The organism is Microbacterium sp. TPU 3598, assembly GCF_002356155.1.
Classification (GTDB): Bacteria; Actinomycetota; Actinomycetes; order Actinomycetales; family Microbacteriaceae; genus Microbacterium; species Microbacterium maritypicum_A.
Map to the genome: position 1 here is coordinate 250,672 of NZ_AP017975.1, position 13,614 is coordinate 264,285.

General features: G+C 68.6%; 14 protein-coding genes. 12 read left to right on the forward strand and 2 right to left on the reverse strand.

The window, feature by feature from the left end:
* Window positions 1-62: 62 nt before the first annotated feature.
* Complete coding sequence (locus MST3598_RS01085) at window positions 63-1,196, forward strand: MFS transporter (protein ID WP_096359351.1); 1,134 nt, start codon at window positions 63-65, stop codon at window positions 1,194-1,196.
* Window positions 1,197-1,233: 37 nt separating this feature from the next.
* Window positions 1,234-1,773 carry a hypothetical protein gene (locus MST3598_RS01090; protein WP_029258856.1) on the forward strand — a complete coding sequence of 180 codons (540 nt, stop codon included), beginning with the start codon at window positions 1,234-1,236 and terminating at the stop codon, window positions 1,771-1,773.
* 50 nt (window positions 1,774-1,823) lie between these two features.
* Here the strand turns inward: MST3598_RS01090 and MST3598_RS01095 are convergent, their stop codons facing one another.
* Window positions 1,824-2,522, reverse strand: a complete 699-nt coding sequence (locus MST3598_RS01095; RefSeq protein ID WP_029258857.1) for an alpha/beta hydrolase — start codon at window positions 2,520-2,522, stop codon at window positions 1,824-1,826.
* Between the two features lie 94 nt (window positions 2,523-2,616).
* On the opposite strand from MST3598_RS01095, the gene MST3598_RS01100 reads away from it, so the two are divergent.
* From MST3598_RS01100 to MST3598_RS01130, 8 genes are all read left to right on the forward strand, one after another.
* Entirely contained in the window at window positions 2,617-2,997 is a 381-nt protein-coding gene (locus MST3598_RS01100) for a YybH family protein (RefSeq protein WP_029258858.1), read from the forward strand.
* 32 nt (window positions 2,998-3,029) lie between these two features.
* Window positions 3,030-3,665, forward strand: a complete 636-nt coding sequence (locus MST3598_RS01105) for an NADPH-dependent F420 reductase (protein ID WP_029258859.1) — start codon at window positions 3,030-3,032, stop codon at window positions 3,663-3,665.
* A 65-nt stretch (window positions 3,666-3,730) separates the two neighbouring features.
* Window positions 3,731-4,684, forward strand: coding sequence for an NmrA/HSCARG family protein (locus MST3598_RS01110; protein WP_029258860.1), 954 nt, complete (start codon window positions 3,731-3,733; stop codon window positions 4,682-4,684).
* Window positions 4,685-4,688: 4 nt separating this feature from the next.
* Window positions 4,689-5,897, forward strand: a complete 1,209-nt coding sequence (locus MST3598_RS01115) for a hypothetical protein (protein WP_197703114.1) — start codon at window positions 4,689-4,691, stop codon at window positions 5,895-5,897.
* Window positions 5,898-5,935: 38 nt separating this feature from the next.
* The gene (locus MST3598_RS18740) at window positions 5,936-6,067 is read left to right on the forward strand and encodes a hypothetical protein (protein ID WP_269458658.1); all 132 of its coding nucleotides are present in this window, start codon (window positions 5,936-5,938) and stop codon (window positions 6,065-6,067) included.
* 6 nt (window positions 6,068-6,073) lie between these two features.
* On the forward strand, window positions 6,074-7,897 hold the full coding sequence (locus MST3598_RS01120; RefSeq protein WP_036271536.1) for a glycoside hydrolase family 15 protein: 1,824 nt from the start codon (window positions 6,074-6,076) through the stop codon (window positions 7,895-7,897).
* A 55-nt stretch (window positions 7,898-7,952) separates the two neighbouring features.
* Window positions 7,953-8,861: an LssY C-terminal domain-containing protein gene (locus MST3598_RS01125; protein ID WP_051670977.1), complete on the forward strand. Its 909-nt coding sequence runs from the start codon at window positions 7,953-7,955 to the stop codon at window positions 8,859-8,861.
* Complete coding sequence (locus MST3598_RS01130) at window positions 8,858-9,325, forward strand: hypothetical protein (protein ID WP_051667879.1); 468 nt, start codon at window positions 8,858-8,860, stop codon at window positions 9,323-9,325. Before MST3598_RS01125 ends, MST3598_RS01130 begins: the two co-directional genes overlap by 4 nt.
* A 10-nt stretch (window positions 9,326-9,335) precedes the next feature.
* Here MST3598_RS01130 and MST3598_RS01135 read toward each other — a convergent pair whose 3' ends face one another.
* The gene (locus MST3598_RS01135; protein ID WP_029258864.1) at window positions 9,336-10,340 is read right to left on the reverse strand and encodes a magnesium and cobalt transport protein CorA; all 1,005 of its coding nucleotides are present in this window, start codon (window positions 10,338-10,340) and stop codon (window positions 9,336-9,338) included.
* A 459-nt stretch (window positions 10,341-10,799) separates the two neighbouring features.
* Here MST3598_RS01135 and MST3598_RS01140 point away from each other — a divergent pair, with 459 nt between their 5' ends.
* Both MST3598_RS01140 and MST3598_RS01145 read left to right on the forward strand, forming a co-directional pair.
* The gene (locus tag MST3598_RS01140; RefSeq protein WP_029258865.1) at window positions 10,800-12,908 is read left to right on the forward strand and encodes a DUF7927 domain-containing protein; all 2,109 of its coding nucleotides are present in this window, start codon (window positions 10,800-10,802) and stop codon (window positions 12,906-12,908) included.
* Between the two features lie 199 nt (window positions 12,909-13,107).
* Window positions 13,108-13,563: a hypothetical protein gene (locus MST3598_RS01145; protein WP_029258866.1), complete on the forward strand. Its 456-nt coding sequence runs from the start codon at window positions 13,108-13,110 to the stop codon at window positions 13,561-13,563.
* Window positions 13,564-13,614: the final 51 nt, after the last annotated feature.

Below are 13,614 nucleotides of genomic sequence, written 5' to 3' on the forward strand. Positions count from 1 at the left end.
CTTCTCACCCGCTGTTCATCGCGCTGTGCGATTCGAGCGGCGTCTTCGTGTCTGGATGCTCCATGCCCCTGCTCGTCCCCGTCCTGGCTCTGGCGATCTTAGCCCAGGGCACCAGCGAGTTCATGCTCGCCGGCCTCCTCCTCCCCCTCTCCGTCGATCTCGATGTCGATCCGTCGACGGCGGCCCTGCTGACCTCGGCCTTCGCGGTCGGCATGGTGATCGGCGCCCCGACCATGGCGGTCTTCGCCAGCCGTTGGGCTCCGCGGCGCGCTCTCGTGCTGCTGCTGGTGGTCTTCATCGCCGCGCACCTCGTCGGCGCGCTCGCGTCCTCCTTCTGGCTGCTGCTCGCGACGCGCGTGCTCGCTGCCCTGGCGAACGCGGGATTCCTCGCGATCGCTCTGGCGACGGTCCGGGCCGTCGTCGATCCGGCGACGGTGACGCGCGCCGTCGCCGTCCTCCTCTCGGGCACGACCCTGGCCACGATCGTCGGCGTCCCCGCCGGTGCGGCGCTCGCGAATGCGTACGGCTGGCGCTCGACCTTCTGGGCCGTCGCGCTGCTGTGCCTGCCCGCTGTGGTCGCCCTGCTGCGGGACCGCACTCTCGTCGCGGTGCCGCGTTCGCCGAGGATCGCCGTGCGTGCAGAGCTCGGGGAACTGAGGCGTCGCCCGGTGGTCGTCGCCGTGGTGCTCGCGGTGCTCGTGAACGCCGCGACCTTCGGCGTCTTCACATTCCTCGCTGTGATCGGTGCCGATGCCGGGGTGGAGGAGACCGGGATCCCCCTGCTGCTCGCCGCCTTCGGGGTGGGAGCCTTCGTGGGTGTCTCCGCGACCGGCCGATGGGCGGCCCGCTTCGAGCGGGGCTGGATCGTGGGGGGTGCTGCGGTGACGGCCACGGCCTGGAGCGTCTTCGCCCTGTCCGTCGATTCCGTGCCGGGGGTGTTCTTCGGCGCCGCGGCCGGGGGCATGCTGTCGTTCGCCGTGGGCTCGGCCCTGATCGCCCGCATCGTCGGGCAGGCGTCGGGTGCCCCGGTCCTCGGCGGCGCCTATGCCACGGCAGCGCTAAACCTGGGGGCGTTCGTCGGTCCCGTGGCTGCCGGCTTCGCCTACGCGCAGGCCGGAGCGCCCGGGGTGCTCGTCGCGGCTGCCGGTCTGGCGGCCGTCGGTGTGCTCCTCGCTCCCCTCCTTCGCGCGCGATGACCGCCCGGGAACCCGGTCGATGCGAAAGACTGGAGGCATGACCTCGCCTGCGCTCGATTCCCTCCTGGCCCGCATCGTCGAGAGCGGGCTGCTCGAAGATCCCATCGCCGAGAACGGCCTCGTCTACGGACGGGCGAGCATCGACGCGGCGGGAACCGTGGTCAACGTCAACGTCGACCCGGAGCTCGACGACGATGACGAACACGGCGACGACGTCGATCTCGATGTGCTGATCGCGGCCGTCTCGCGCATCCTCTCCGTCGGGGAATCCCGTTGGCGCGCGGTGATCGACGAGGTGGCGACCGACATCGATGATGCGGTGGATGACGAGTCCGTGGTCGAGCAGATCGATCTGCGAGAGGACCTCGAGGCGACCTCGGTCGTGGTGTTCGCCGACGCCGTGCTGCTCGCCTTCGTCGCCCCGAAGCAGTTCCCCGATTCGCGCATCCTCGTGCAGCTCGACGACCAGCTCGACGTCGACGGGGTCGAGGTGCGAGAGCTCGACGGTTCCGAGAGTATCGATTTCGAGACGCTCGACGAGCTGCTCGACCACATCAGCGGTCCCGACGAGAAGTGACCGTCGGATGCCGCGGCGTGGGCCCGCGGCATCCGACGGTCGATCGGGGGTCAGGCGCCGGCGATGGCGGTTGTCGCGTCGTCGATCAGATCGCAGATCGCGGCGGGGTGCGAGGCCAGCGAGGCATGGCTGGCATCCAGTTCCACGATCTTGCGCGGTGACATCCGCGCCGCCATGCGCCGCTCGTTGTCGGGGTGGATCATGCGGTCCTGGGTCGACACCTGGTACCAGGTGGGCTTGACCTTCCAGGCGGGTGCGGTGACGTCGTCGCCGAACGTGGAGGCGAGCGGCGCCTTCTGGGTGACGGCCATCACGAGCGCTTCATCGTCCGTCAGATCCTGGCAGAAGCTCTCCTGGAACTTGTCCTGGGCGACCCAGAGGTAGCCGTCGCTGTCCGGCGCGATGTTCTCGAACGCTGCGGGCGGGTGCTCCGCGCTGATCTGCCCGGGGTTCTCGCCCGCATCCGGAGCGAAGGCCGCGACATAGACGAGTCCGACGACGTTGGGCAGGTCTCCTGCCTCGGTGATGACCGCCCCGCCGTAGGAGTGCCCGACCAGGAGGACAGGGCCGTCGACCTGCCGGATCATCGTGCGCGTGCGCTCCGCGTCGTCGGCGAGCGAGGTGAGCGGATTCTCGACCGCCTGGATCGATTCGTACCCGCGCCGCCGCAGTTCGACGATGACTTTCGCCCAGTGGGCGGCACCGCCCCAGAATCCGTGAACCAGGATGATCGTCGGTTTCGTGGTCATGGGAATACCTCCTGCATTGGATCGGTTACCGTACTCCGACCATATACTTTCCACGGAAAGTAATCTAGGCATCGCAGGAACCGAGAGGGACACCATGTCAGCCGAAGAAGATATCCGCGAGCTGCTCGCCACCTACGAGCGGGCACTCAATACCGATGACACCGCGCTTGCCGTGTCATGTTACACGCAAGACGGCGTATTCATGCCGACGACGCTGCCCACGGCCGTGGGCCCGGAGCTCACACAGGCCTACGACGCCGTGTTCGCGGCGATCCACCTCGCGGTGGTGTTCACGATCGACGAGGTGACCGTGTTCAGCGACACCGCAGCCGCCGCGCTGACCCGCAGCAACGGAACCCAGACCGTCCGCGCCACGTCGACCACCACGCCGGAGTCGAATCGCGAGCTGTTCACCTTCGCCATCGAAGACGGCCGATGGAAGATCAGCCGCTACATGTTCAACAAGTCCGCATAGCACCGACCGCACAAGACCTACAGGAGATCACCATGACCACCGCCATCATCGGAACCGGAAAGATCGGCAGCATCATCGCCCAGGACCTCGCGGTCGGGGGAGAGGACCTGATCATCGCCGGCAGCGACCTGGAGAAGGCGGCGTCGCTCGCCGCCGCGGTCGGCGGAAGTGCGCGTGCGGCCGAGGTGCCCGCCGCGATCGCCGCTGCCGACATCGTCATCCTCGCCGTCTGGTTCGACGTGTCGAAGAAGCTGATCGACGAGAACCGCGACGCTCTCGACGGCAAGATCGTCGTCGATCCCTCCAATCCGCTCGGCCCGGACGGGAACGGCGGATACGTGAAGATCCTCGCGCCCGAGGAGTCCTCGGGCCAGATCCTGGCCCAGAAGCTCCCCGCCGGAGCATCCCTCGTGAAGGCCTTCGGAACGCTGGGCGCGGAGTCGATGAAGGTGAGCGCTCGGCAGGATCCTGCGATCGCACTCCTCTATGCGACCGACGACGGTGCGGCAGGGGAGGCCGTCGCCTCGCTGATCCGCTCCGCCGGTTTCGCACCCGTGAACGTCGGCGGACTCGACCAGTCCGTGCGCATCGAGGTGTACGGCGAACTGCACGAGATCGGTGGGCTCGGCCGGACCGTCACCGCGGAGGAGGCCCGCGCCGCCCTGTGATGGATCTTCCCGAACCCGCAACCGCACGAACTGCAACCGCACGAAGAGCAACAGAAGGAAAGCCGATGAACGAACAGAAGAAGATCGCGGTCGCCGGTGCGACCGGTTCCCAGGGCGGTGGCGTCGTGGACGCCATCCTCGCCGACCCCGAGCAGCGATTCGCCGTCCGCGCGCTCACGCGCGACCCGGCGTCCCCGGCCGCACGCGCGCTCGCCGCACGCGGAGTGGAGGTGGTGCAGGCCGACTTCGCCGACGAGCCGAGCGTGGTCGCCGCACTCACCGGCGTCGATGGCGCGTTCCTGGTGACGAACTTCTGGGCGCACGGATCCGCTGCCAGGGAGCTCGCGGAGATCGCGACGCTCGCCCGCGCCGCCGCCGCGAGCGGCGTCGGCCACGTGGTGTGGTCGACGCTGGAGGACACGCGCGATCTGCTCCCCCTGGAAGACCCGCGAATGCCTGTGCTGCAGGATCACTACAACGTGCCGCACTTCGACGCGAAGGGCGAGGGCAACGCCTTCTTCGCCGCGGCAGGAGTGCCGACCACCTACCTGAACACGGCATTCTTCTTCCAGAACCTCGCGGCCTCCGCGATGGGCGCGCGTCGAGAGGACGACGGTGTGCTGACGCTGACGCTTCCGCTCGAGGACGGGAAGCGCATGTCGGCGGTCGACGTCTCGGACATCGGACGGACCGCGTTCGCGATCCTGGCCGCGGGCGACGAGTACATCGGCCGGACGGTCGGGTTGGCGGGGGACCACCTGACGGGAGCCGAGTACGCGTCCGTCTTGAGCGACGTGCTCGGGGAACCCGTGCGATTCCGGTCGATCGCGTACGACGATGCGCGCAGCTCGGGCGCTCCCGGCAGTGACGAGTTCGGCAACATGTTCCAGTACTACGGCGATTTCGACGCCGAGTTCACCGGGGCGCGTGACCTGACGTCACTGCGGAAACTCGTTCCCGGGCTCAAGGACTTCCGCACGTGGGCTCAGGAGAACGTCGCGCTGCTGACGGCCGAGTAGAACGATGAGCGAACACGCGGTGACCGTCTCGACGGCTCGGGAGCTGCTGGCCGCCGTCGGCGCAGGTGTCGAGGACATCGAGGTGCGCGGGGTGATCGTCGGGGCGCCGGGGTTCACCCTCGCGCCCGGTGTGAGTCTTCGCGGAGGGACCCTGCAGTTCGGGGCCAGGGGTGTGCGCCTCACCTCGGACAACACGCTCGAGGACATCTCGATCCTGACGGCCGATGAGGAGGCGGCGATCCTCAACGACACGGGGGTGACCGATCTCGGCACCCTCACGCTGCGCAACGTCACCACGCGGGGGCAGATCGTCATCCTGGCGGAGGACCGTGTGCGTGCCGGGCACGTGCAGGCCGAGAACGTGCGGGTGATCACCGCCGACCTGCGTGGACGGTTCCACCGTCCGCACGGGTTCGGCGTGGACGTCTTGCAAGGAGGCTTCACGCTGTGGAACCGGCAGGCGGATCCCGAGGTGGAGCTGACAGCCGAACTGCTCGAGATCTCTGCGGGGACGGAGGCCGAGCCGGTGTACGGAAGCGGGATCTTCGTCGGGGGACACGGAGGTCGGGACGGGCGCGGTGCGGGCGGAACCGTGCACGTCACCCGATTGCGCACCGGAGAGGTGCACACGGACGGGGCGATCCCGGCGGGGACGCCGGACCTGATCTCGGCCGGGGTGTTCGTGCTCAGCGGGGCGACGGTCGACGCGGTGCGCACCGCGGGGGCCGTCACGACGTACGGCCCGAACGACATGGTGCTCGACAACTGGGGATCGGTGGGCACCTGGATCGCCACGGGAGAGGTTGCGTCGCACGGGCCGAGCGGTATCGGGGTCGTGAACTTCGGCGATATCGACACCCTCGACGTGCGCGCGCCGATCGTCACGACGGGGAGGGGCGCCCGGGGCTTCAACCTCTACGACGGCACGTTGCGGGAGGCGAGGTTCCAGAGCATCCGCACGACGGGCGACGGGTCGATCGGCATCCAGATCAGCAGGCCGATGGGGAGGCTTGCGGTGGATGGCGATGTCACGACGAGCGGCGGTGAGGGGCTGAGCCTCGTCAAAGGCGTGCAGATGACGCTCCCGGCGATCGCGCTGAGCGTGACGGGGACCGGATCCGTCGACGCGCTCCGCATCGGCGGACGGCTCGTCACCGCGGGGGCTAACGTGGTCACACTGGAAGTGGGGGACGTGTGGGCGAGGTGTCGATAGCCGGTGGCGTCCGCGCTACAGGAGCGGGCTCGAGGGCCGTGGCGCTGCTCGACAGTGCGGACATCGACATCGCGGACATCGACATCGCGGACATCGACCTCGCGGACATCGACATCGCGGACATCGACAGCGCGGACATCGACCTCCGATCGTCCGGCCCGAGGGGATGAGGCGCCGTGGGGGATGAGGCGGGCGTCCGCATCGAGGACTACGCGCTGCTGAGCAACTGCCGCACGGCGGCGCTGGTGTCGTGCGCGGGCAGCATCGACTGGCTGTGCCTGCCGCGGCTGGACTCGGCATCGACGTTCGCGGCGATCCTCGGCGACGAGTCCCACGGGCGGTGGCTGCTGCATCCGACCGACCCCGCTGCGACGAGCACGCGACGCTACGACCGGGAGACCTTCGTGCTGGTCACCCGATGGGAGAGCGGCGATGCGGTCGCCGAGGTGCACGACTTCATGCCGATGGGACTCGATCCCGATGCGGCGATCCGGCGGACCGATCTGGTCCGCCGGATCGTGGGAGTGCGCGGCTCCATGGTCTTCGAGCAGCGGCTGAGCATCCGCTTCGACTACGCCAGGGTGATGCCCTGGGTGCGCCAGGTCGGGCCGGAGGGAGACCCCTGTCTGGTCGCGATGGGTGGCCCGGATGCCCTCGCCCTGCGCGGTGCACCGCTGAAGCCGATCGACCATCAGCACCGGGGCGAGCTGGCGGTCGACGCCGGAGAGGTGCGTGACCTGCAGCTGACGTGGTTCCCCTCGCACCTCGACCTCCCCCATGCGCTCGACGTGCAGAACGAGCTGGACGCCACGAAGGCCTGGTGGCAGGACTGGGCCGATCGGATCTCGCACGACGGCCCGCACCGGGACGAGGTGGTCCGGTCGCTGCTGATCCTGCGGGCACTCACCAACCACGAGACGGGCGGGATCGCCGCCGCGGCGACCATGGCCCTGCCGGAGGAGATCGGGGGCGTGCGCAACTGGGACTACCGCTATGTCTGGCTGCGCGATGCCGCCCTCACCCTCGAAGCGCTGCTCGCCCACGGGTTCCTCGGGGTGGCGGGGCAGTGGCGGGAATGGCTGCTGCGGGCCGTCGCCGGGGACCCTGCCGACCTCCAGATCATGTACGGCCCGGCGGGGGAGAGAGATCTCGTGGAGCGCGTGCTGACGAATCTCCCGGGATACGAGGGTTCCGCACCGGTGCGGATCGGCAACGGTGCGGCGGACCAGTATCAGGCCGACGTCGTGGGCGAGGTGCTGGTGACGCTGTCGGCCGCGCGGGCGGCGGGACTCAACGAGTCGGGCTTCTCCTGGCCTCTGGAGCGCGAGTTGGTCCGATTCGCCTCCGAGCAGATCGAGCGCCCGGATCAGGGACTGTGGGAGATCCGGGGTGAGCCCCGTCTCTTCACGCACTCACGGGTGATGATGTGGGCGGCGTTCGATCGCGCGGTGCGCGCGGTCGAGGAGCACGGACTCGAAGGCCCCGTGGAGCGCTGGCGCGGGCTGCGGGATCGGATCCGCGAGGAGATCGATCGCGACGGTGTCGTCGACGGTCACTTCGTGCAGCACTACGCGACCACCGAGGTCGACGCCTCGCTGCTCCTCCTTCCGCAGGTGGGGTACTGCCGGCCGGATGATCCCCGGATGCTGGCGACGGTCGCACGCATCGAGCAGACGCTGATGTCCGACGGGCTCGTGCGTCGGTATCGCACCGGCACGGGGGTCGACGGACTCTCGGGCTCGGAAGGTGCTTTCCTGGCGTGCTCGTTCTGGCTGGTCGAGCAGTACGCGTTGACGGGGCGGCGTGCGGATGGGCATGCCCTCATGGAGCGGTTGTGCGGGCTCGCGAACGACGTGGGGATGCTGTCGGAGGAGTATGACCCGGTGGCGGGGCGGCAACTCGGCAACACTCCGCAGGCCTTCTCGCACCTCGCGCTCGTGCGTGCAGCGGATGCGCTGGCCCTGGCGGATCTCGGCTCCGCAGAGGAGAGGTCGCGCTGAGGGGGCGGTCCCTCGGCGTCTTCTCACCCGAGCGCGCAGTTCCTAGGATGTGGACATGACGGAACCGATCAAGCGGCGGGACCCTCTGGTCCCGCGCCGACGGTTCTCCGTCAACGCGGCTCTCGACGACGTCTTCTTCGTGTTCGCCGGTCTCGCCGCGATCTGGCTCGCGTATCTCATCATCACGGAGGCGTTCTCGTGGGGCTGGTGGGCCATCGGGTTCGCGGTGGCGTTCTGGCTGATCCTCGCCTACCTCGTGCTGCCGAGACTGCACTCCATCCTCACGCGCATCTACGTGCCCAGCTACTTCATCGGGCGGGCGCGAACGAGCGACGGCCTGCTCGGAGACCCGGTGAACCTCGCCGTCCTCGGCACCGAGGAGCAGCTCACCCGGTGTATGGCCGAGGCCGGGTGGACACGCGCCGATGACATCACGGCCGTGTCGACCTGGCGCATCGTGTCGTCGACCATGCTCAGGCGCAGCTACGACGAGGCCCCGGTCAGCCCGCTCTTCCTGTTCGGGAGACGGCAGGATCTCGCCTATCAGCAGGAGGTCGAGGGCAACCCGGCCAAGCGGCACCATGTCAGATTCTGGCGCTGCCCTGACGGCTGGATGCTGCCAGGTGGGCACCGTGTCGACTGGGTGGTCGCCGGCACGTTCGACCGTGCGGTCGGGTTCTCGCTGTTCACCCTGCAGATCACCCACAAGATCGATGCGGACATCGACATCGAACGCGATCACATCGTCCGCACTCTTCGCGAGGCGCACACCGGGGTGCGCATCGTCATCATCCGTGACTTCTCCACGGGATACCACTCCCGAAACGGCGGGGGCGACAGCATCCACACCGATGGCGATCTGCCCGTGGTCGATCTCCGCCGCGTGGTGCAGGCGCGGTCGGCGGATGCCGCGGAGGAGGCCGTCGAGGAGGCGCCGGTCACCGAGCTGCGGGGTCTGTCGTGAAGCGTCCTCTGGCCACCGGCCTCGGCACGGTGCTGATGTCGCTCCGGGTGATCTGGGGGTTCGTCTCGATCCTCGTCTACGTGCTGAACTGGACGGCGATCAGGGAGGAGATCTTCTCCACCGGCGACGGAACCGTGCTGGTTCCGCCGGATGTCGCCGACGTCCTCCTCATCGTCGGGTTCAGCGCGCTCGGCGTCTGGTACCTGTTCTACGGTGTGCTCGCCGGCCTGGTGTTCGCCGGGTCGAACTGGGCCCGCATCGTGGCGATGAGCTTCGCCTCGCTCAGCATCATCGTCGTCTTCCTCGACTGGTGGAACGCCGGCATCCCCGTCACGTTCCGCACCTCGCTCGCGAGCGTCGCGCTCGACATCCTCGTGCTGCTCGCCCTGTCGGCGCAGAGCGCCCGGAGCTTCGCCCGGCGCAACGACCCCCGCTTCATCAGCACCGGTGAGCCACTCGGGTGAGGCCGTCGGGTCAGAGCCACTTCTTGTACTTGAACACCCCGAACAGGCCGACGGCGAACGCGACCATCGCGCCGATGGCCATCGGGTAGCCGAAGGCCCAGTGCAGCTCGGGCATCACGTCGAAGTTCATCCCGTACACCGTGCCGACCAGCGTCGGGGCGAAGATGATCGCCGCCCAGGAGGAGATCTTCTTGATCTCGTCGTTCTGCGCGAGCCCGGCTTCGGTCTGGCGGCGTGCGACCAGCGCGGAGTGCACGGTGAGCGCGTTCTCGAGGATCGCCCGGAACGAGTCGATCTTCTCGTTGACGCGGATCGTGTGGTCGAGCACGTCGCGCAGCGAACGCTGCAGCTCCTCGTCGATGCGGTACTTCGCCGATCCCCGACGCAGCCACTCCAGCATCCCGTTCAGCGGGTGCACGGCGCGCTGGAAGTTGATGACCTCGCGGGACAGCTCGTAGATGCGGCGGGAGAGCGCGCTGTCGTCGTCGCCGTCGCCGAAGAGCTGGTCCTCGATCTCGTCGATGTCGTTCAGCAGACCCGCCACGATCGGCTCGTAGCCGTCGACGACCTCATCGAGGATCGCGTAGAGCACGGCCTCCGGCCCCATCGCGAGCAATTCGGGGTTCGCCTCCATGCGTGCGCGCACGGCGGCGAGGTTGGGCGACTCGGCGTGCCGGATCGTCACCACGAAGTCGGGGCCGACGAACAGGTGCAGCTCGCCGAACTCGATCGACTCCTGCTCGTCGCGGTAGCGAGCCGGACGCAGCACCGCGAACAGGGTGTCGCCGTAGCGCTCCACCTTCGAGCGCTGGTGCCCCGAGAGCGCATCCTCGACCGCGAGGGGATGCAGGTCGAACTCGCGAGCGACGGACGCCACCTCTTCGGGGCTGGGCCGGTACAGGCCGATCCACGCGATGCCCCCGGCGGCATCCAGCATCCGGTAGGTCTCGTCCAGGTTCTTGGGGGTCTCCACGCGACGTCCGTGGACGTACACGCCGTTGTCGATGAGCGCCATGATGCGGCTCCGTTCTCGCAGGTGCACGGCAGCAGAGAGCTCCGTGCGCGGGTTCGTCAGGGGGCGGATGACGCCGCCGACGGCTGCGGAGAAGGACGTGCGAAAGCGGACCGGAAGGTCAACGCGCGAGCGCAGGGAGTCGCGACGCAGCGAAGGCGGCGTCGTAACTATCACCGGACATCGCCATCACCGCCTTTCGGGACTCTTCGGGCCGAACGACCCAACACGTCAGCATACTCCTGTCTGCTGTGAGGCTTCCCGGTCGCGCTCCTGCCCCCGATCAGAGCAGTATTCTGCTCGCCGAGAGGTGGAGTAGCACGTTACCTGCTAGTAGCATCGGACCTCGAAGCGATGCGGAGAGTCCGGCGTCGCCCCTTTCCGCATCGATCCGTCCACTCCCGGCGCAGCCTCTTCGTGCGCCCGGTGTGTGCGGGCGATGCGCCGCACGAAGGAGACTCCATGTCCGCTGCCCTCAGTCGTCCTCGAGCCCGCGGTCTGCGGGGTGGGATCGCCGCCGTGCTGATGGTGTCGGCCGGGCTCGTCGGGGCCTCCATCGCCGCCGCACCCGCCGCTCAGGCGGCGCCGGTCCTGCAGTGCACGGGGTCGACGGTCTACGTCACCAACCAGGGTGCGGGTGACGGCGATCTCTGGCAGATCGATGCGACGACGGGGGCGGCGACCGCGCTGGTCGACCTTCCCGGTGACAACGTCGTCAATCAGCTGGGCATCGCGCCGGGAGGGGGGAACTTCCTGTTCACCAAGGCGGGGACCGTGTACGACTACACGCTCGCGACCGACTCCTTCGACTCCACACCGGCCCAGGTGCTCACGGGCTACTCGGCCGTCGGCGGGGCGGTGAGCCCGACGAGCGGGCTCTACTACTACGGGGGCATCGGCGCCGGCGGCACCGAGTACCAGATCGCCGTCTACGACCCCGTGACGAACACGAATCGAGGCGTCGCCTCGACGATCCGTCTGCCCGACGGCATCGCGCTCACCAACAGCGACTTCGCGTTCGACACCCTCGGTCAGATGTACATCGTGGGCAGCACACCGACCGGTGGTGCGCTGATCCGCGTCGACGGTTCGATCCCCTCGACGGGGTCGAACTCCGCACTCACCTCGTCGCTGCTCACGACGATCGAGCCCGTCGCCGGTGTGACCTATGCCGCCATCGCCTTCGGTGGGACCGGCGAGGTGTACATCGGTGGAGGCGCGGGACCGATCCTCCGGGTGAACGCCACCACCGGGGCATTGGTCGGGAACGTGCCGGTCTCGGGGGCCGTCGCCTCGAACATGACGGACTTCGCGACCTGTGGTGCGCCGCCGACCCTGACGGTGCAGAAGAACGTGGCGGGGCGGGTGCAGCCCACCGATCAGTTCGCCCTCTCGATCACCGGCGGCGGCATCGTGCCGGGACCAGGCAGCATCGGGGTCACCGAGGGGGCTGAGCCCGGGCTGCAGACGCAGTCGCCGGCCGAGACCGCCGGATCGGTGATCGTGCAGCCGAACGCCACCTACGACTTCGGCGAGACCGCCGCGGGAACGACGACTCTCGCGGACTACGGATCCCGCTGGGAGTGCGTCGATGCGCAGGGACCCGCGGGGGCCACGATCGGCTCCGGCACCGGTCCGTCGGGGAGCGTCACGATTCCGCAGATCGCCGGCGTCGCCGTGGTCTGCACCGTGTTCAACGACCCGCTCGTGCCCGGGATGAGCCTCGACAAGAGGGTCACCGGAGTCGTCGACGCCAATGGAAACGGCTACGACGATGTGGGCGACCGGATCACGTGGGAGTTCGAACTCACCAACACCGGCGAGACTCCGCTCACGGGACTCACGATCGACGACGACAGGCTCGCTGCTGCAGGTATCGGCATCACCTGCGATCCGGACGCGCTCGCCCCGGCGGAGTCGGTGGTGTGCACGGCGGACCGGCCCTATACGATCACGCCGGCCGATCTCGCCGCGGGCGCGGTGGTCAACACGGCGACGGGGACAGGCACGCCCCCGGGTAAGCCCCCTGTCATCACCCCTCCGGACACCACGGAGACACCGGTCGGCGGCTACACCGTGACCAAGGGGTCGGACCCCCGGTCTGGCAGCTCGGTGGCGGCGGGTTCCGTCATCGCCTACACGCTCACGGTGACCCAACGCGGCCTGGCGGCCGTTCCCGGAGCGGTGCTCGAGGATGATCTCGCCGAGGTGCTGGACGATGCCGCCTACAACGGTGATGTCTCCGCTTCTGCCGGTGCCGCATCCTTCGACGCGGCCGCGGGGACGCTCTCGTGGAGAGGCGACCTGGCAGCGGGCGACGTGGTCACGATCACGTATTCGGTGACCGTGGGAACGCGCGGTGACGGTGACCTCGTCAACACGGTCACCAGCCCGGGGTGCAGCACCGCCTGCACGACCACGCACGACCGGGTCCCGCCCCCCGCTGCCGGCCTTGCGACTACGGGAGGCGGAGTCGCGATCGGCGGCATCGTGGGCGCCGTGCTGGTCATCGCCGTCGGTGCAGGGCTCGTCCTCCGCGGGCGCCGCGGGGCTCGCCACGACGTGAGCTGATCTGAACGGACACGTGAGCTGACGCGGACCGAGGCGGGAGCGTCGAGGAAGGCCGGTCGGGAGCGCTCCGACCGGCCGTTCGCTCGCGGCCTCGGCAGATGCATAGTCCGGTTCAGGGATGATCGCGTAACACGTTACGCATCACGCTCAGTGAGTGTCCATCCGGATGATGCGAACGTCGAGGACCGGAGGTCATCTCATGAAGACGAAGACAGCAGCAGCTCTCGGTGGACTGGTTCTGGCTGCGGGTCTGCTTGCCGCGTGCACCAGTTCCTCGGGTGCACCCGCAGGGTCGCCCACGGGGGCACCGACGAGCACGTCGGCGAGCACCCTCAGCACTGCGGAGCTCGCCATGTGCACGGCTCTCAAGAAGGTCGCCGCCGACGTGGTGCCTGATCTCGAGAGGGCTTCCGAACTCGTCAAGTCCGACCCCGCAGCTGCGGCTTCGCTGGTCGACAAGATCCGCGAGGCGTTCATCAGCGGACAAGAGGATGTCGACTCCGGTCTGACTCCCGACTACGCGACAGCCATGGACGGGTACGCAGTGGATATCAGGGCACTGCCGGCCGGGGCGGATGCGACGAAGATATCCCAGGAGCTTGCGGAGCGCGGGACCGCGTTCGCCTCCGACGTCGCCTACTTCTGCAAGGAGTAGACGACGCCAGACGGAGTGCTGTCGCACGCCGGGACCTGCACGATCAACCGT